The 18,695-nt window shown below is 62.1% G+C and carries 18 protein-coding genes and 1 tRNA gene; 14 read left to right on the top strand and 5 right to left on the bottom strand.

Annotated features, from left to right (window positions below; translation table 11 throughout):
• Positions 1–993, bottom strand: a complete 993-nt coding sequence (locus TM49_RS10145; RefSeq protein ID WP_045681003.1) for a 2-hydroxyacid dehydrogenase — start codon at positions 991–993, stop codon at positions 1–3.
• Positions 994–1,305: 312 nt separating this feature from the next.
• On the opposite strand from TM49_RS10145, the gene rpsT reads away from it, so the two are divergent.
• From rpsT to ybaK, 5 genes are all read left to right on the top strand, one after another.
• Positions 1,306–1,572 (top strand): 30S ribosomal protein S20, encoded by a 267-nt coding sequence (gene rpsT / locus TM49_RS10140; protein WP_045681001.1) that lies wholly within the window; start codon positions 1,306–1,308, stop codon positions 1,570–1,572.
• A gap of 787 nt (positions 1,573–2,359) precedes the next feature.
• A complete protein-coding gene (gene dnaA / locus TM49_RS10135; protein WP_045685099.1) occupies positions 2,360–3,904 on the top strand; it encodes a chromosomal replication initiator protein DnaA in 1,545 nt (514 codons plus the stop codon).
• A gap of 111 nt (positions 3,905–4,015) precedes the next feature.
• Positions 4,016–6,481, top strand: a complete 2,466-nt coding sequence (locus TM49_RS10130) for a membrane-bound PQQ-dependent dehydrogenase, glucose/quinate/shikimate family (RefSeq protein WP_045680999.1) — start codon at positions 4,016–4,018, stop codon at positions 6,479–6,481.
• Positions 6,482–6,576: 95 nt separating this feature from the next.
• On the top strand, positions 6,577–6,930 hold the full coding sequence (locus tag TM49_RS10125) for an ArsC family reductase (RefSeq protein ID WP_045680997.1): 354 nt from the start codon (positions 6,577–6,579) through the stop codon (positions 6,928–6,930).
• A 4-nt stretch (positions 6,931–6,934) separates the two neighbouring features.
• Positions 6,935–7,408 carry a Cys-tRNA(Pro) deacylase gene (ybaK, locus tag TM49_RS10120; RefSeq protein ID WP_045680995.1) on the top strand — a complete coding sequence of 158 codons (474 nt, stop codon included), beginning with the start codon at positions 6,935–6,937 and terminating at the stop codon, positions 7,406–7,408.
• Between the two features lie 3 nt (positions 7,409–7,411).
• Here ybaK and TM49_RS10115 read toward each other — a convergent pair whose 3' ends face one another.
• A complete protein-coding gene (locus TM49_RS10115; RefSeq protein WP_045680994.1) occupies positions 7,412–8,056 on the bottom strand; it encodes a hypothetical protein in 645 nt (214 codons plus the stop codon).
• A 372-nt stretch (positions 8,057–8,428) separates the two neighbouring features.
• Here TM49_RS10115 and TM49_RS23430 point away from each other — a divergent pair, with 372 nt between their 5' ends.
• Complete coding sequence (locus TM49_RS23430; RefSeq protein WP_144409533.1) at positions 8,429–8,686, top strand: hypothetical protein; 258 nt, start codon at positions 8,429–8,431, stop codon at positions 8,684–8,686.
• A gap of 88 nt (positions 8,687–8,774) precedes the next feature.
• A complete protein-coding gene (locus TM49_RS10110) occupies positions 8,775–10,031 on the top strand; it encodes an aminopeptidase (RefSeq protein WP_045680992.1) in 1,257 nt (418 codons plus the stop codon).
• Between the two features lie 367 nt (positions 10,032–10,398).
• On the opposite strand, the gene TM49_RS10105 is transcribed toward TM49_RS10110, so the two are convergent.
• Entirely contained in the window at positions 10,399–11,283 is an 885-nt protein-coding gene (locus tag TM49_RS10105; protein WP_045685097.1) for a methyltransferase domain-containing protein, read from the bottom strand.
• An 87-nt stretch (positions 11,284–11,370) separates the two neighbouring features.
• On the opposite strand from TM49_RS10105, the gene TM49_RS10100 reads away from it, so the two are divergent.
• Genes TM49_RS10100 through TM49_RS10085 form a run of 4 tightly spaced genes read left to right on the top strand, consistent with a single transcriptional unit; the run spans position 11,371 to position 13,741 of the window.
• Entirely contained in the window at positions 11,371–12,150 is a 780-nt protein-coding gene (locus tag TM49_RS10100) for a ComF family protein (RefSeq protein ID WP_045680990.1), read from the top strand.
• A gap of 36 nt (positions 12,151–12,186) precedes the next feature.
• Complete coding sequence (grxC, locus tag TM49_RS10095; protein ID WP_045680987.1) at positions 12,187–12,444, top strand: glutaredoxin 3; 258 nt, start codon at positions 12,187–12,189, stop codon at positions 12,442–12,444.
• A 9-nt stretch (positions 12,445–12,453) separates the two neighbouring features.
• On the top strand, positions 12,454–13,290 hold the full coding sequence (locus tag TM49_RS10090; protein ID WP_045680986.1) for a carbon-nitrogen hydrolase family protein: 837 nt from the start codon (positions 12,454–12,456) through the stop codon (positions 13,288–13,290).
• A gap of 22 nt (positions 13,291–13,312) precedes the next feature.
• The gene (locus TM49_RS10085; protein ID WP_045680984.1) at positions 13,313–13,741 is read left to right on the top strand and encodes a DUF1178 family protein; all 429 of its coding nucleotides are present in this window, start codon (positions 13,313–13,315) and stop codon (positions 13,739–13,741) included.
• Between the two features lie 22 nt (positions 13,742–13,763).
• Here TM49_RS10085 and TM49_RS10080 read toward each other — a convergent pair.
• Positions 13,764–13,839 (bottom strand) — tRNA-Ala (locus tag TM49_RS10080).
• A gap of 578 nt (positions 13,840–14,417) precedes the next feature.
• Here TM49_RS10080 and TM49_RS10075 point away from each other — a divergent pair.
• Complete coding sequence (locus TM49_RS10075; protein ID WP_045680983.1) at positions 14,418–15,482, top strand: porin; 1,065 nt, start codon at positions 14,418–14,420, stop codon at positions 15,480–15,482.
• 315 nt (positions 15,483–15,797) lie between these two features.
• On the opposite strand, the gene TM49_RS10070 is transcribed toward TM49_RS10075, so the two are convergent.
• Entirely contained in the window at positions 15,798–16,892 is a 1,095-nt protein-coding gene (locus TM49_RS10070; RefSeq protein ID WP_045685096.1) for an alcohol dehydrogenase catalytic domain-containing protein, read from the bottom strand.
• Between the two features lie 150 nt (positions 16,893–17,042).
• Here TM49_RS10070 and TM49_RS10065 point away from each other — a divergent pair, with 150 nt between their 5' ends.
• Both TM49_RS10065 and TM49_RS10060 read left to right on the top strand, forming a co-directional pair.
• Positions 17,043–17,999: a sugar-binding transcriptional regulator gene (locus tag TM49_RS10065; protein ID WP_045680982.1), complete on the top strand. Its 957-nt coding sequence runs from the start codon at positions 17,043–17,045 to the stop codon at positions 17,997–17,999.
• The gene (locus tag TM49_RS10060) at positions 17,996–18,679 is read left to right on the top strand and encodes an HAD family hydrolase (protein ID WP_045680981.1); all 684 of its coding nucleotides are present in this window, start codon (positions 17,996–17,998) and stop codon (positions 18,677–18,679) included. The genes TM49_RS10065 and TM49_RS10060 overlap by 4 nt, the downstream gene beginning before the upstream one ends.
• The last annotated feature ends 16 nt before the right edge of the window (positions 18,680–18,695 follow it).

The raw sequence follows: 18,695 nt of genomic DNA, 5'->3' as shown, positions 1-18,695 counted from the left end.
CTATCGCCGGTCGATCGGGAACAGAGCCTCTCCCTTGTCCTCGAAGGCGGTGATGTTGCCGATCGTGGTCTTGGCGATGTTGAACAGCGCCTCCTGGGTGAAGAAGCCCTGGTGGCCGGTGATCAGCACGTTGGGGAAGGTCAGCAGCCGGGCGAAGATGTCGTCGCGGATCACCGTTGAGGAGAGGTCGCGGAAGAACAGATCCTCTTCTTCCTCATAGACGTCGAGCGCCAGAGCGCCGATCTTGCCGGACTTCAGTCCCTCGATCACGGCCAGCGTGTCGATGACGCCGCCACGGCTGGTGTTCACCAGCATGCGGCAATTCTTCATCGCGGCAATCGCCTCCTCGTCTATGAAATGCCGCGTTTCCGGTGTCAGCGGGCAGTGCAGCGAAATGATCTCCGCCTTGTCGAGCAGCTCGGCCTTGTCGACATAGCGGGCTCCGAGCGCGATCGCCTCGTCGTTCGGATACGGATCGAATGCGAGAAGCTCGCAGCCGAAGCCGGCAAAGGCCCGCATCACGTTGCGGCCGATCCCGCCGGTACCGACCACACCGACGGTCTTGCCGTGGAGATCGAAACCGAGCAGCCCATTGAGCGCGAAATTGCCCTCGCGCACCCGGTTATAGGCGCGGTGGATCTTGCGGTTCAGCGTCATTACCAGCGCCAGCGTGTGCTCGGCGATGGCATAGGGCGAATAGGACGGCACGCGGGCCGTGGCAATCGCAAGGCGGTCGGCGGCTGACAGATCGAGCCGGTTGAAGCCGGCGCAGCGCAGCGCCACCAGCTTCACGCCCGCCTCGTGCAGCACTGACAGCGTCGAGGCACCGAGATCGTCGTTGACGAAGGCACAGACGGCTTTGGAACCGGCGGCGAGCCGCGCGGTCGGCGCATGCAGCGCGGCCTCGGTGAAGACCAGGTCGTGCCGGCCCTCATTGGCCGATTTCAGGAATTCCTCGTCATAGGGCTTGGCGGAAAAGACTGTGACACGCATGGGGTTTCCTGTTTATTGCAAGTGGGGCCGGGTACGCCGAGAGTTTAGGGTGGTTTCGGACAATGACAATGGCAAGACGGCCGCAAGCGGCGGCGTGGACGGTTTGTCGCGGCGCTTGCCCCGCACTCCGGCCTTTTCGGGGTAAAAACGCCGGAATGCACATTGACGGAAGCCGCTTTTGCCTTTATATGCCCGCCCACAGTATTTGAAAGCTGACTGAAGCTTCATCAATTGCTCCTGGCAGATAAGCGTTCGAACATTCGGTACGCCGAACATGCCGGAGCTCGCGACAGAACTCGAAGAGAGACTTATATGGCCAATACAACTTCGGCGAAAAAGGCGACGCGCAAGATGGCCCGCCGTACCGCCATCAACAAGTCGCGCCGTTCGCGCGTTCGCGGTTACGTCCGTAAGGTAGAAGAGGCGCTCGCCGCCGGTGATCTCGAGCAGGCCAAGGCCGCTCTGAAGGTCGCAGAACCGGAACTGGCTCGCGCTGCCAGCAAGGGCGTGGTTCACCGCAATACCGCCTCGCGCAAGGTTTCGCGTCTGGCACAGCGTGTGAAGACGCTGTCGGCCTGAAGCCCGATCAAAATCATGTGATTAAAAGACCCGGCCCCGAGCCGGGTTTTTTATTTGGCTTCATACACTTGCTGATTGTGACGACTTCGTTGCACTCTTGTGTCACAAAAATGACGGATTTTTTCTCTCCAATTCAAGGGCTTACAAGAGAAGCTTGCGACATGGACGAAATCTGATCGCTTCCGAAGGGCCAAAAAACGAGTCAAGCGAATTTATTTTTTCGGTGACGATTCGGCGCGACTTTAAAAACGGCTGCTGAATCTAATTGATTCAAAAGCGATTCTTTTTGCCTCCGTCATCGGGCCCTGACGCCCCCCGCAGAGTCAATGCCGGAGGCTGGGATTTGGCGAAAATTCCTTGTTGAAATTGATGACCGAACTTGCCTAAATGCTCCCACAACGGCGGACGGATTGAGCTTCCGGATTTTCCGGGAGGGGCGGGTTCACCCACGAACTTGCTGTCCTTCCTTCGCCAAAAGCGATGTCGCATGACGTCGTTTTTCCGACAATCTTTGGTTGCGCACCGGATTTAGTACGAATCCGGTTCTGTATTGTTGCGCGCTTTTTTTGGACTTGAAGGGGAGGGTTTCGACAAGGCGCGATTGAATGTTTTTGAAGTCCTGAATGACGCGATCGAATACGAGGTTCGATTGCCAGGGCTCCCACCAATCCGGCGACGTTCCGGACAATTCACAATAAAAAGCCGGCAATGACCGGCACGGGCGAAATCAGGCAGCAAGCCGGCAAGAAGGCTTGCGCCAGGGTGATGACTGTTGAAAGGCGGCAAGATGAAAATGAGAGTGGTGGCTTCGCGTATCGGCGAGAAGGCAGATGACGCTGAAGCAAGGGGGGAAGTCCATGCAGGGGCGCCGGCCGTCGTGAACGATACCTCTGATGATCTGTTTTTCGAACGCTTCTGCATCGCTCTCAAGGCCCATGTCGGCGGCGATGTCTATGCGAGCTGGTTCGGGCGGCTGAAGCTGCATTCGGCGGACAAGAGCGTGATGCGCTTCTCGGTCCCGACGGCTTTCCTGAAGTCCTGGATCAACAACCACTATCTGGCGCTGATGACCGAGCTGGTGCAGGGCGAGCGGCCGCAGGTGCTGAAGATCGAGATCCTGGTCCGCTCCGCGACCCGCGCTCCGCGCCCGCAGCCAGCGCCCGAGCAGGAAAAGCCCGTGATTGCCGCGCAGCCTGCGCCGACCCGGCCGATGGCGCGCAGCGCCGCCAACCAGCCGCTGATGCCCGAACCAGAAGCCGTGCGCCCCGCCTCCTCGACCGCGGCCACCGTTTTCGGCTCGCCGCTTGATCCCTTCTTCACCTTTGACAGCTTCGTCGAGGGCTCGTCGAACCGTGTGGCACTGGCCGCTGCCCGCACGATCGCGGAATCGGGCTCGGCCGCCGTTCGCTTCAATCCGCTGTTCATTCATTCATCGGTCGGCCTCGGCAAGACCCACCTTTTGCAGGCGATCGCCAATGCGGCGCTCGTCGCTCCGGACAAGCCGCGCGTGGTCTATCTGACGGCCGAATACTTCATGTGGAAGTTTGCGACCGCGATCCGCGACAATGACGCCCTGACGCTGAAGGACTCGCTGCGCAATATCGACCTTCTGGTCATCGACGACATGCAGTTCCTGCAGGGCAAGATGATCCAGCACGAATTCTGCCACCTCCTCAACACGCTGCTCGACAGCGCCAAGCAGGTCGTGGTCGCAGCCGACCGGGCGCCTTGGGAGCTGGAATCGCTCGATCCGCGCGTGCGCTCGCGCCTGACCGGTGGCGTGTCGCTGGAAATCGAGGGACCGGACTATGCGATGCGGCTTGAAATGCTGAAGCGCCGCCTGTGGCTTGCCCAGCAGGAAGACCCGTCCATCGACATTCCGGCGCCCGTGCTTGAACATGTCGCCCGCAAGGTGACGGCGAGCGGGCGCGAGCTCGAGGGCGCCTTCAACCAGCTCCTCTTCCGCCGCTCCTTCGAGCCGGACCTGTCGATCGACCGCGTCGACGAACTTCTCGTGCATCTCGTCGGCACCGGCGAACCCAAGCGGGTGCGCATCGAGGATATCCAACGCGTTGTCGCGCGCCATTATTGCGTGACCCGGCAGGAGCTCGTCTCCAACCGGCGGACCCGGGTGATCGTCAAGCCGCGCCAGATCGCGATGTTCCTCGCCAAGACGATGACGCCGCGCTCCTTCCCCGAGATCGGGCGCCGGTTCGGCGGCCGCGACCACACGACCGTGCTGCATGCCGTGCGAAAGATCGAGGACCTTCTCGAGAAGGACCAGAAGCTTTCGCAGGAGGTCGAGCTGCTGAAGAGGCTGATCAACGAATAGGGCACCGCGCCCGGCAAGATTAATAATTTGTCATGACTGAAGGCCGCCGGAACAATGGTTCCGGCGGTCTCGTTGTTCCATCAGGTAACACGAATTTGATCGGAGACCGTCATGACAGATCAACCCGGAAGGGCACGGCGGACGACTTCACTCGGAGCAGCCGGGTGGTGGAGCCGCATCTTCGCCCTGATCCTCATTCTTATCGGTATCGTCCTGACAGCCGGCGGAGTCTGGCTGATCGCGCTTGGCGGCTCATGGTATTACGCCGTCGCCGGCATCGCCCTCCTCTACAGCGGCTTCGGCTTCTGGCAGATCAGGATGAAGGGCTTCTATGTCTATCTCGCCACCTGGGCCCTCACCCTCGTCTGGGCTTTCTGGGAGGTCGGGTTTTCGGGATGGGACCTCGTTCCCCGCGTCGTCGCACCGACCGTGCTGCTGATCGGCAGCCTGTTCACGCTGCCGGCGTTGAGCCGTACGCCCGAACCCCACAGTGAAATGACGCCGGCCATGTCGCTCGTCGGCGCCTTCGCGATGGCCGGACTGGCGCTGTTCCTGATGCAGGGCATGGCGCACGCGGCAACCGGTGACACCGCGGTCGCCTCCCCTGACAAGTCTGCGGTCAAGGGTACCGGCACGATGGTGAGCACCTCCGCCGAAGGCGTCAACGTTCGCCGGAGCGGCGCGGATTGGCCGTATTATGGTGGTTCACGCGATGCGACCCGCTATTCGCCGCTCGACCAGATCAATGTCGACAACGTCAAGAACCTGAAGGAGGTCTGGCACTTCCACACCGGCGATATGCCCGACAAGGACGCCAAGGGCTCCTATTCGCCGGAAAACACGCCGCTGAAGGTTGGCAGCCACGTCTATGTCTGTTCGGCCAAGGATGAGTTGATCTCGCTCGATGCCGGCACCGGCAAGGAAGAGTGGCGCTATGACCCGAAGGTGCCGGACGACGCCGTTCCCTACGGCGCGACTTGCCGCGGCGTCGCCTATTACCAGGTGCCGACAATGTCGGCCGACGCGCCCTGCGCCGAACGCATCATCATCGGCACGCTCGATGCCCGGTTGATTGCCATCGACGCCGAACACGGTCGCCTGTGCGAGGATTTCGGCGACAAGGGCATGGTCTACCTGGAAAAGGGCCTCGGCAAGACCGTTCCCGGCTGGTACGCGATCACCGCGCCGCCGACCATCGTGCGCGGCGTCATCGTCGTTGGCGCGCAGGTGAAGGATGGTCAGGCCGAGAATGCGCCCTCCGGCGTCATCCGCGGCTACAGCGCCGAAAACGGCAAGCTCGCCTGGGCCTGGGATATGGGCGCACCGGATCGCACCGGCGCTCCAACGGACGGCGAGACCTATACGCGCGGCACGCCCAATATGTGGACCGCCGCCACCGCCGACCCCGAGCTCGGTTATGTCTATCTGCCGCTCGGTAACTCCTCCGTCGATTATTACGGCGGCAACCGAAAGCCCTACGAGAACGAGTACAATTCTTCGCTGGTTGCCATCGATGTGACCACCGGCAAGCCCGGCTGGCATTTCCAGACCGTGCATTACGACCTCTGGGATTATGACCTCGGTTCACAGGTTTCTCTGGTCGACATGAAAACCGACAATGGCACCGTCCCGGCGCTGGTGCTGCCGAGCAAGCAGGGCCAGATCTACGTGCTGAACCGCAAGACCGGCGAGTCGCTGTTTCCCGTGGAAGAGCGCCCGGTGCCTTCGGGCGGCGTCGAGCCGGACAATCTGGCCAAGACCCAGCCCTATTCCGGCTATGCCCATCTCGACCAACCGAAGCTGACGGCGCGCGACATGTGGGGAATGAGCCCGATCGACCAGTTATGGTGCCGGATCCAGTTCCGTCGTGCGCATTACGATGGCGAGTACACGGCGCCGACAGCCGACAAGCCCTATATCGAATATCCCGGCTATAATGGCGGTTCGGACTGGGGCAGCGTCGCCATCGATCCGAAGGATCGCATTCTCGTTGCCAATTACAACGACATGCCGAACTTCAACCAGTTGATCCCGCGCGAAAAGGCCGATGAAATGGGCCTGAAGCCGATCAACGAGGGTGGCGAACGCAAGAGCGCCGAAGGCAAGGGCGATCCGCAGACCGGCTCCCCCTATGCCATCAATGTCAATGCCGGCTGGCAGATGCCGACCGGAATGCTGTGCTCGGCGCCGCCCTATGGCCATATCCGCGCCATCGACCTCGACACCGGCAAGACACTCTGGGACGAGCCCTTCGGCAGCGCCGTCAACAACGGCCCGTTCGGCATCCCGACGCATCTGCCACTCACCATCGGCACGCCGAACAATGGCGGACCGCTGGTCACCGCGGGCGGCCTGATCTTCATCGCTGCCACCACGGACAACAAGTTCCGCGCCATCGACCTGAAGACCGGCAAGGTGGTCTGGGAAACCGACCTTCCTGCCGGTGGCCAGGCCAATCCGATGACCTACGAGGAGAATGGCCGGCAGTTCGTGGTGCTCGCCCCCGGTGGCCACCACTTCATGAAGACCAAGGTCGGGGACGACGTGATCGCCTGGGCCCTGCCCGACCAGGGCTGACCACTGCTCGCATCCCAAGAAAAGCCCGGCCCTGTCGCCGGGCTTTTCTCATGCCCGCCACCTTGCTAAAGCGAGTGTCGAACAGGAGACATGCCATGCCGGTTACGCTTTACGGGATCAAGAACTGCGACACGATGAAGAAGGCCTGGACCTGGCTCGATGGCCATTCGATCGCCTATGACTTCCACGACTACAAGAAGGCGGGGATCGACAAGGCGCACCTTGAACGCTGGTGCGACGAGGCCGGCTGGGAAAAGGTGCTGAACCGCGCCGGCATGACCTTCCGCAAACTGCCCGATGCCACCAAGGACGGGCTCGACCGCGAGAAGGCGATCGCCCTGATGCTGGATCAGCCATCGATGATCAAGCGTCCGGTGCTGGAGAAGGACGAAGCCGTCTTCATCGGCTTCAAGCCGGAGGTCTATGCCGAGATTTTCGGCGAGGACTGAGACGATGGCAAAGACCACGCAGGCGACCCGCTTTCTCGACAAGGCCGGCATTGCCTACACCATCCAGCAATATGACTACGACCCCAATGCCTTCAAGGTCGGCCTGCAGGCAGCCGCGGCGATCGGCGAGCCGGCCGACCGCGTGCTGAAGACGCTGATGGCCGAGGTCGATGGCAAGCCGGTCTGCGCCGTCGTGCCGTCGAATGCCGAAGTGTCGATGAAGAAACTGGCCGCCGCCGTTCACGGCAAGCATGCCCATATGCTCGATGTTCCCGCCGCCGAGCGGCTTTCCGGCTATCATGTCGGCGGCATCTCGCCCTTCGGCCAGCGCAAGCGCGTGCCCGTTGTCTTCGAGGAAAAGGCGCTTGCCGAGCCCTATGTGATCATGAACGGCGGCCAGCGCGGTTTGCAGGTCAAGCTTGCGCCGGCGGATGCGGTGAAAGCGCTTGGCGCGGCAACGGCAAGCGTAATCGCGTAAACCTCAGATCGGTTCGCCGCGCGCCGCCTCGCGCTTGGCGGCGCGCGCCTCCGGCGTGAAGGCCGAACAATCCGGGCTGGTTGCGATCACGCCGGCAAGATCGTTTCGGGCAATGGCGTCTTCCACGAAGGCGAGCCGCTCCTTACCCTGTAGGGCGATTACGGTATCACGCAGGATCGGCGCCGGCTCATTGCCGTAGCGGCGCGCATCCCGGGCTTCGACATAGTAGCGGATATCCGGATTAAGCCGGATATCGGACCATCCTTCGACCTCGCTCAAAGCAGGAAGGGCGAAGGAGTTGTCGGTTGAGGCATAGCTGACGAGCCTGTCGAGAAGCGCCATGATCCGGTCTTCGGCCGCGTTGCGGGGCGGCCGGCCAGGTTTGCCGCAGAACAGACCTTCGGTCGGTGTTGCAAAATCGTAGGAATAGAGTTCGCGGAGTTCTTCGGTGACCTCGAGGACGATGCAGAAAGACGATGATGCGCGGTCGGTCTTGAGGACATGCAGCTTCCAGGCTTCCAGTCCTTCGTTGAAGTCGTGGGTGAAAGCGAATTCGGGATAGCGCCGGTTGTAGATCAGGTACTCAAAAACGATTTGGGCTGGGCAATCGTCGAATCCCGCCCCCATCGCCTCAAAGTCAGCGATCACAGCATCCTCTTCCGCGCTGTATTCATTGGTAAAATCCGGGTGAGGGTGGTCCGCGAAAGACCAATTTCCTGTTGCCTGTGCCGGCAAAGATGCCGCGAACAGAAACAGACAAGCGGCTTGCAAAGAACGCATCGGTCTTCTCCCCGTAAATCCCCGCACCAGTAATAGGCTCCACGATAGGTTTTTACAACCTAACGGAGCAATCAACATGCGTGAACCGGAAAAAGATCCCGCCCTGTGCCGTCAACGGTGGCAAACGGAGGTAAGGATCAACGATGAAATCAAAAAGGCAGCAGATGCTTACACCTCGCCGCTCAACGCTTCGAACAAGCCAAGGCCGAAAGCGCCAGAACCCAGAACGAGGTCTATAAATTGCAGGCAGCACAAGCGGCCGCGACGGCAGCCGGACAGGCTCCAAATCCGATCGTTCGAGGTGGAGCCGGCATCGCAGAAATAGGCTTGGAAATCGCGCTGACGCGCGCTGAGGAGAAACTACGGGCCATTGATGGCGACAGCATGAAGATCAAGCGTGATATGGAAGACGCCAAGGAAAAGCAGCGCTTCTGGAACGACAAGCTTGCAGAGAATGCAGCGATCATGCGCGACCTGAACTGCGTATTTTCATACTAGAGGGGTTCGGGAAGGCCGGGGCGCTTCAATTTCGCCAGAAAACAAACTAGATAGTGTCACGACACACCAATCAGCTAGCGAGGCGCCCATGAACGCTCAACCCCGGCTTCCCCACCCCATCGACATGGAAAAGCTCGAGAAACTGGCGGAGGTCGCCGTTCGCGTCGGGCTCAACCTTGCAGACGGGCAGGATCTCGTCATGACCGCGCCGATCGAGGCGCAGCCGCTGGCCCGCCTGATTGCCCGCCATGCCTACCGCGCCGGCGCCGGCATTGTCACCACGATCTATTCCGACCCGGAAACCACGCTGGAGCGTTTCGAGAACGGCTCTGAGGCAAGCTTCGACAAGGCCGCCGGCTGGCTCTACGAGGGGATGGGCAAGGCCTATGAACAGGGTGCCGCACGCCTTGCGATTGCCGGCGACAACCCGATGCTGCTGTCGGCGCAGGACCCGAACAAGGTTGCCCGCGCCAATCGCGCCAATTCCACGGCCTACAAGCCGGCACTGGAAAAGATCGCCGGTTTCGACATCAACTGGAACATCGTTTCCTACCCCTCGCTGGCCTGGGCGAAGACTGTTTTTCCGGACGATCCGGACGCGATGGCGGTCGCGAAGCTCGCCAAGGCCATCTTCGCCGCCTCCCGCGTCGACGAGACCGACCCCATCGCCGCATGGCAGGAGCACAATGCCAATCTGCGCGCCCGCTATACCTGGCTGAACGAGAAGCGCTTCTCGGCCCTGCGTTACACCGGCCCCGGCACCGACCTCACCATCGGACTTGCCGACGACCACGAATGGAGCGGCGGCGCCTCGAAGGCGAAGAACGGCATCGTCTGCAATCCGAACATCCCGACCGAGGAAGTCTTCACGACACCGCATCGGCTGCGCGTCGAGGGTCACGTCTCCTCCACCAAGCCGCTGTCGCATCAGGGTACGCTCATCGACGATATCCGCGTCGAATTCAGCGAGGGCCGGATCGTCAGGGCCAATGCGTCAAAGGGTGAGGATGTGCTGAACCGCGTGCTTGATACCGACGAGGGCGCCCGCCGGCTCGGCGAAGTGGCGCTGGTGCCGCATTCCTCGCCGATCTCGGCAAGCGGCATCCTGTTCTACAACACCCTCTTTGATGAAAACGCTTCCTGCCACATCGCACTCGGCCAGTGCTATTCGAAGTGCTTCATCGACGGCGACAAACTGACACCCGACGAAATCGCGGCCAAGGGCGGCAATTCCTCGTTGATCCACATCGACTGGATGATCGGCTCCGACAAGATCGACATCGACGGCCTTGATGCCGCAGGCAACGCCACCCCGGTGATGCGCGGCGGCGAATGGGCTGAGTGAGGCGACCGAGCGTGAGGCGCCAAAATGCTGTCAGCTTCTGCGCCACAAAGGCTTCTAGCCCGTAACCATCCCCTTGAGCAGAGAATTGCATAAGAGCCTTTCCGCTTGCTCGGGTTCCTCTCTCCCGCCTGCGGGAGAGATGTCGCGAAAGCGACAGTGAGGGTGATGCAGCATTTCGATCCGTGAGGGCGTTCGCGTGCAAAGACTCGACCCTCACTGCCCCTTTCGGGGCATCTCTCCCCTCCGGGGCGAGATGTTTTGGGGGCTGTGCTGTGAGTCCAGTTCAGACGACCGGCCCGGCTGGGCCGTAATCGGCGCGTGTCCGTTGCCCCCTTCACCAAAGCCGCAAGGCACACCAGCATTACCCTCACCGCTTCAGCTTGATCTCTTCCGTATTCAGCGCATCGGCGAGCCGCGCCTTGGCGGAGCCGGGCTTCAGCGGTTGCTGCTGGCTCTCATGGGGCGCCCAGCCGGAGACGTGGATGATCGAGAAGGTGGCGCGGATGCGGCCGTCGGGATCGCTGAAGCGCTCGGCGTAGAGTTCGGCGGCACGCAGGAAGAAAGCGCGGCTCACCGGCCGCTTCGGTCGGTCGGCGAGCGGGTTGGCCATGCCCATCGCCTTGAGGTCGGCCATCAGGTTAAACAGCGTGTCGTAGCGCACGGTGTAGTTTTCCTGGTCGACCACCGGTAGCGCAAAGCCTGCCCGCTGCAAGAGCCCGCCAATATCGCGGACATCGGCGAAGGGAATGACACGCGGGCTGGCGCCGCCATAGATTTCGGCTTCGGCAGCAAGCAGACATTCGCGCAGTTCGCCGAGCGTGCCGCTGCCGGGGATCGCGGCCAGAAACAGCCCATCCGGCTTCAGCGCCCGGCGCGCCTGGATGAAAAATCCCGGCGTGTCGTTGGTCAGATGCGCGGAGAGCGGCGCAAGTACCAGATTGGCGGATTGCGCTTCAAGGTCGGGGAATTCAAATGGCGCCTGTTCAAACGCCTCGCCGTTACGGGCAAAGGCGGCATCGGTGTCGACGCGCAACATTGCGCCGACCTTGCCGGTCGCCATGACCGAGTCCGCCACCACGCCGGTTGCGCCATAGAGCTCGACCGCCTGCGGGAATTCGCGCTCGACCACGGCGAGCCGGTCGGCCATCTCCTCGGCCGCGAGCTTCAGCAGGAAATCCACGCCGGGCCGGGCGCCGGCAAGCGCCTTCAGCCGGTTGCGCTCGACAAGCCCGGTATCGAAAACCTGTTCCATCGGTTTCGCCTTTCCTTGTTTGCGCGCCCGCGCCACCCGCATTTTTCGCAGGTGAAATGCACCCGGCAAGAGGTTAGTGTCAAGGACATGGAAGACACCGGCCCGGCGCATTCAAGGCTTGCCCGGCCTGCGGCCCTTGCCCGCGGGGCCCTCACCTTTGCCGGCGAACTGCTTTTTCCGCCGATCTGCGCCGCCTGCGGCCGCACGACCGGCAGCCACAACGCGCTCTGCACCGCCTGCTGGAGCGACATCCGCTTCATCGAACGCCCGTTCTGCGCCGTGCTCGGCACGCCATTTTCTCACGATCTCGGCGATGGTATCATGAGTGCCGAGGCGATCGCCCATCCCCCAGACTTTGACCGGCTGCGCTCGGCCGCCTATTTCAACGGCACCGTACGCAATCTCGTCCACGCGCTGAAATACCGGGACAATACCCATCTCGCGGTGATGATGGCGAGCTGGATGCTGAGGGCGGAAGACGGCATGATTGCCGGCTGCGACGCGATCGCCGCGATCCCGCTTCACCGCAACCGTATGCTCGCCCGCCGCTTCAACCAGTCGGCGGAGCTGGCCCGCAACCTGGCGCGCCAATCCGGCAAGCCGTTCCTGCCGGGCCTGATGCGCCGCACCCGGCCCACCGCCCACCAGGTGGGGCTGACGCGGGCGGCGCGCGCCGACAATGTGCGCGGCGCCTTCGCTCTTGCGCCGAACCGGGAGGATGCGGTGTTCGGCAAGCGCATCGTGCTGGTTGACGATGTTTACACGACCGGAGCCACGGTTTCGGCGGTCGCACGGCTGCTCAAGCGCAAGGGAGCCGCCGATGTCAGCGTTCTGACCTTTGCACGGGTGCTTGACGAACCTATATGAAACGCTGAAAAGACCGTACCAACGGAAGGAACCGAGATGGCTAAAGTCGAGATCTATACCCGCGAGTTCTGTGGTTTCTGCGCCCGCGCCAAGGCGCTTCTGGAAAAGAAGGGCGTCGACTATAAGGAATTCAACGCCACCGAGACGCCGGATGTGCGCGCGGTGATGATCGACCGGGCCAAGGGGGCTGCGACTTTCCCCCAGATATTCATCGACGACCAGCATGTCGGCGGTTGCGACGACCTCTACGCGCTAGACCGCGAGGGCAAGCTCGATCCGCTGCTCGCTGCCTAGGACAGGTTCATGACCCGCTTCACCGCCGCCGCGATCCAGATGTGCTCGGGCACAAATCCCGAGAAGAACGCCGAAACCCTGGACCGGCTCGTCCGCAAGGCCGCCGGCAAGGGCGCCCAGTATGTCCAGACTCCGGAGATGACCGGCGCCGTGCAGAAGGACCGCGCCGGCCTTCGGGCCGTGCTCAAGGGTGAGGCTGACGACATCATCGTGCGCACCGCTGCCGCGCTTGCCGGTGAACTCGGCATTCACCTGCACATCGGCTCGACGGCGATCGCGCTTGAGGGCGACATGATTGCCAACAGGGCCTTTCTGTTTGGTCCGGGTGGCGGGCTCGTTACCCGTTACGACAAGATCCACATGTTCGATGTCGACCTCGACAATGGCGAGAGCTGGCGCGAGAGCGCGGTCTACCGCCCCGGCGAAACCGCCGTCATCGCCCGGCTGCCCTTTGCCGCGATCGGCATGGGAATCTGCTACGACGTACGCTTTCCCGATCTCTTCAGCGCCTACGGGCTTGCCGGCGCCGAAGTGCTGACCGCGCCCGCCGCCTTCACCCGCCAGACGGGTCTCGCCCACTGGCACATGCTGCAGCGCGCCCGCGCCATCGAAAACGGCGCCTACATGATCTCCGCGGCCCAGGCGGGCACCCACGAGGACGGCCGGGAGACCTTCGGCCATTCGATCATCATCGCCCCGTGGGGCCGTGTGCTGGCCGAGGCGGGCGATACCGGCGAGGCGGTGATCGTGGCCGAGATCGATACGGATGCCGTCGCTGCGGCGCGCGGCAAGGTTCCGAACCTGAAGAATATCCGGCCCTTCACCCTCGCCGAAGTCGGCGCTTAGGGCGAGCAAGAGACAGACCACCGTGATCCATTATTCCCTTTCCTGCGACAACGGACATGCCTTTGACGGATGGTTTTCCGGCAGTGCGGATTTCGACAGCCAGGTCCAACGCGGACTTCTGACCTGTCCGGTCTGCGGCTCGGCTTCCGTATCCAAGGGACTGATGGCGCCGCCCGTCTCGACCGCCCGCAAGCAGGAACAGCGCCAGGCAGCCCTGGTCGACCGCGCCCAGCGCGAGGCGGTCGAAAAGCTGCGCAAGGCCGTCGCCGAGATCCGGTCGAACGCCGAGGATGTCGGAGAACGATTTCCCGAGGAAGCCCGCAGGATCCATTATGGCGAAGCCGAGGAGCGCGGCATCATCGGCGAGGCCAACCTCGACGACGTGCGCGACCTGCTGGAGGAAGGCATCGAGATCATGCCGCTGCCTGTTCTGCCGGACGACAAGAACTGAAAGCTTCCGATTGTCGGGGAAATGGTGGAGCCGAGCGGGATCGAACCGCCGACCTCTGCAGTGCGATTGCAGCGCTCTCCCAGCTGAGCTACGGCCCCTTTTCCGGGAATGGGAAATACTCCAAAGCCGCGCCCTCGGCAAGCGCCAACCGCCGGCGGCGCGGGAGAAATTTGCAAAGCCAGCCGGCGCTTGACGATCGGCAGCACCGTGCGGCGCGGCTGGTCCGGTTGAGCCACCGGAGGCGCTTCGGCTCAACACGGTTCGTGCGTTGCAACCAAAGGCGCCCGGAAGGCCGAAGACTGAGCAGCGTGGCGGCCAGTTGCCGATATTCTTCGGATCGCGGCATCCGTGACGTCAATTTCGGCAAACGCTAACGCTTTGTTTTAGCAGGAATAAGTTCGACCTTTTCTCTGTTGAAATCGCAGCTACTTTTCTACACTGGTACCTATCAGTGTAAAAAGTGACGCCTGCACGTTGCCGATTCAGCACACCGATTGTCGAAAAGCAGGTCGAGTGGCCCTTCCTTCACCGCAGATGCACAGCCGCGAATTGAGTTCATCGCCGAGGCGCGTATAGTCCCACTACAATCGCCGACAACCGAACGACGAAAGAATAAGCGCCACTGAAGGCCGGCTCTGCCGGATTTGTGTTTGTGACCCGTCAGTTGGAGGGAAAAATGAAAACCAGGGAACTACTTATCGCTTCGGCATCACTTCTGGCAGCAGCCGGTGGTGCAAAGGCCGCCGATCCGGTCGTCGTGATCGAGCCCGTCGCGGCGAACTATGTTGAAATCTGCGATGCCTTCGGTTCGGGCTTCTTCTACATTCCCGGCACCGAGACCTGCCTTTCCTTCGATGGCTATGTCCGTTTCGAGGTTGACGCCGGCGGCATCCAGACCGGCGGTCCGCTTGATGCGGACTGGACGACGCTGACCAAGACGGTCTTCGAGGTCTGGGCAAAAACGGACACCGAGCTCGGGACGCTGACCTCTGTGATCGCGCCCGAGATCGAGCTCTATTCCAACGGCAGCAGCTCGATCACACTCGACGACGTCTACCTCAATCTCGGCGACGACGTTTATGTCCGCGCCGGCTATTTCAAGTCTTTCTGGGACCAGGATCTCTACGGCGAACTCGACAATATCGACAATACCACCAAGTACAATTCGATCCGTCTCGGTGTGCATGTCGACCATTTCGAGGCCGCACTGCAGATCGACGCGCTTGACCCGAGCGAGGCCGGAGCTGGCGGCTTCCCCGCCGGTTCGAACAAGCTCGCGCTCTCCGGTCGCCTCGGCTACGTCGTTTCCGACAGCCAGTATCTGAAACTCGATGCGGCCTATGACAGCTACAACGAGAACTACGCCATCCGCCCGTGGGCGGGCTTTGGCATCGGACCCGGCACCTTCGAAATCGCCGGCCTATACGAAAGCGGCTTCATTTCCTATGCGCCGGACTTCACCGCCGCCAACTGGGACGATTCCCCGATCGCCGGCACCTATCTGAAATATGCGGTGGCCGCGAACTACTATTTCAACGTGACCGACAAGTTGGTTCTGGCGCCGCAGACCCAATATAACGTCGCCAGCAACGACAAGGCCTTCTGGGAGGCCGGCGCGGTGGCCGACTGGGAAATCGTCGACAACTTCCACGCCAGGCTCAATGCCAACTATGCCTTCATCGACGACGACTGGAACCAGCAGAACTGGTTCGGCTGGTTCCGCCTCGAACGCGACTTCTGACATCCGACTGGCAACGGAAATGCCCGCCGGCTGGCGGGCATCAGGGTGCTGACAAACCTGCCCTTAAACTCGGCGTCATTCTCGTGCTTGACACGAGGATCCAGGCAACGCGACACGGGCTCGCAATAAGTCCGCTGAAATTCAATGCTCAAGTCGCCTGGATGCTCGGATCAGGTCCGACCATGACACCTGTGGGAGAATGCCAGCGAAGGTGTAAACTTGCGCATCCAAGGGCCTGTCCACAATCGAGTGCCCGCCGGCTGGCGGGCATTTCCGTTTGGGCCTCCGCCATCGCGGCGTCCCTAGGAAACACCCTCAGCCCGCCCTGCCCGGCTCCAGCACCACCTTCAGCGATTGCGAGCCGTCGGCTGCAATCGCAATGCCCTTGCGGAAATCTTCAAGCGGCAGCGTGTGGGTGAGAATGTCTTCCATCGGCAGGAGGCCTTGCTCCAGCATGCGGATCGCGGTCGGATAGGTGCCCGGGCTCAGGTGCGAGCCGTGGAGATTGAGTTCCTTGCTATCGCCAATGATCGTCCAGTCGACCGTGACCTTTTCGCGAAATACGGAAAACTCGACGAAGGTGCCAAGCTTGCGGATCGCCAGCAGCCCCTGTTCGACCGACTTCGCCGCGCCGGTCGCCTCGATATAGACATCGCAGCCATAGCCGTCCGTCAGCGCCCTGATTTCGGCAACGGCATCGGTTTCCGCCGGATTGATGACGATATCGGCACCGCATTTCCTTGCCAATTCCAGCCGGTGCGGGTTGAGGTCGAGCGCGATCAGCCTGGCGGGGCTTTTCATGCGCGCGGCCGCCACCATGCCGAGGCCCAGCGCGCCGCAGCCGGAAATCACCACCACATCCGAAAGCCCGATATTGCCGCGCTCGACGGCATGGATCGAGCAACCGAGCGGCTCGACGAAGACGCCGTATCGGGGATTGAGGGTTTCCGGCAGCTTGTAATTCAGCGCCTTGGCCGGAAACAGCATGTACTCCGCCCAGGAACCTTGGGTGGCGTGATGGAAGCCGTAGATGTCATGCGGCTGGCACATCCAGTAATGGCCGGAGCGGCAATAGCGGCAGGTTCCGCAGGGCACGATCTGCTCCGAAACGGCGTGATCGCCGACAGCAAGCCCATATTTCTCGCCCGCGCCCTCGCCGAGCGCCACCACCTGACCAACGAACTCGTGGCCGGCCGTGACACCGCTTTCGCAATAGCCCGACCGCCCCTCGTCGCCCCAGAACATGGGCGCGCCGGAAAAGCATTTGACGTCGCTGGCGCAGACGCCGGTGGCAACGACCCTCACCAGCACCTCGCCTGGCCCGGGCTTCGGCACCGGCCGGGTCTCGAGCCTGTAGTCCTCCGGGCCGTGGCAAACCACGGCGCGCATTTCCTCTGGAATCGTCGTCATGTCTTTCTCCTCCACGCCCGCCCCTCCCGCCGGACACCTACCTATTACAATTGCAACACCAGCAGTACAAGTGTAAATTTACAAATGTCAAATTTGCAAATCAGGTGAAAAATTGTCATAGAAATCCGGACGAAACCGTGGGCGAAAGACATGACGGCCAGCAACGACGATCCTGATGTATTTTTGACAGAGGTGTGCTGGCACTATTTCGTCAACGGATTGACCCAGTCCGAGGTGGCCACCCGGCTCGGCGTTACCCGGCTCAGGGTCAACCAGGCGATCAAGGAAGCCCGGGCGAAGGGGTTTGTCCGCGTCGAGATCCAGTCGCCGCATGTTGCCCGGCTCGACATGCAGGCAGAGCTCGTCGCCCGCTACGGCCTTGACGAGGCGATCGTCGCCCCCGCCGACCCGGTCCATCATGATTACCACCGCCCCGCCGGCGCAGCTCTTGCCTTCCATCTGGCGAGCGGGCTTGCCGCGGCCCGCTGGCAGACGATCGGCGTTTCCTGGGGCATGACGCTCAACAGCGCGATCCAGCAGCTGCCGCGCATGGAGCGGCCTTCCCTCGAGATCGTTTCGATGATCGGCGGCATGTCGCAGGGCGCTGCCTTCAATTCCTTCGGTATCGCCTCCGGCTTCGCCGATCGTCTCGGCGCCCGCTACTCGCTGTTTGCCGCGCCGATCTACCTTTCGCGCGGCGCCGACACCGAGGCCTTCCTGTCGGATACCGTCTTTCGCCAGCACCTCGACAAGCTCGAAGCGCTCGACCTCGCCGTGCTGGTGGCCGGCGACCTCTCCGAGCGCTCGTTCCTGATGACCTACGGCGTGCCGTCCGATGTGAGCGCGGCCGATCTCGCCGCGGCCGGCGCGGTCGGCGATATTCTCGGCCACTTCATCGATGCGAGAGGCCGCGAGGTCGATCACCCTCTCAACCGCACCGTCATCGGCATGAGCCTTCCGGCGCTCGAAAAGGTTCCGGAGCGGATTCTCGCGGCGGCAGGTAACCACAAGGTCGACGTCATCGTCGCCGCCCTGAAACGCGGCCTAGTCACGACGCTCATCACCGATGACGTCACCGCCGAATGCATCCTGAAACGTGAGCCATGAACAGAACCATCATCTTCGACTTCGACGGCGTTCTCGCCAACAGTGAAATCATCGCGCTCGCCGAGCTGCAGGCCTGCCTTGCCGATTACGGCGTCGATTACGACTGGAACGATCTCGTCGCCATCTTCCTCGGCGCCTCGCTGAAGCAGATCACCGGCCATATCACCGAGCGCACCGGCCGCGACGTCCATGACGAATTTCAGCGCGAATGGTATCGCCGCCTGTTCGAACGCTACGAGCGCGAGCTGCAGCCGATTGCCGGCGCAAGCGCCCTGCTGGACCGGCTGGATGCCGCAGGCATCAACTATTGCATCGCCTCCGGCGGTTCGTACGAGCGGCTCGGCATTGCGCTCAACTGCATCGGACTTGCCGAGCGCTTTACCGGACGCGCCTTCAGCGCCGATTCCGTCGCCCATGGCAAACCGGCTCCGGACCTCTTCCTCTTTGCCGCAAAAAAGCTCGGCGTCGAGCCCGGACACTGCCTCGTCATCGAGGATGCGACCGCCGGTGTGCTGGCGGCAAAGCGGGCAGAGATCCGCGTCCTCGGCTTCGTCGGCGGTGACCACCTGAAAGGCATCCGCGACGAGCATGCGCAACGCCTCATCGCAACCGGCGCCGCCGGCGTCCTGACATCGCTCGCTGACTTCGACCTTGCCGCATTCGAAGAACTGCCGGCGTGATACGAGGCCTCACAAC

It is taken from the genome of Martelella endophytica (genome assembly GCF_000960975.1).
In the GTDB taxonomy this organism is placed as follows: Bacteria; Pseudomonadota; Alphaproteobacteria; order Rhizobiales; family Rhizobiaceae; genus Martelella; species Martelella endophytica.
This window is presented reverse-complemented; position numbering and strand designations above follow the sequence as displayed.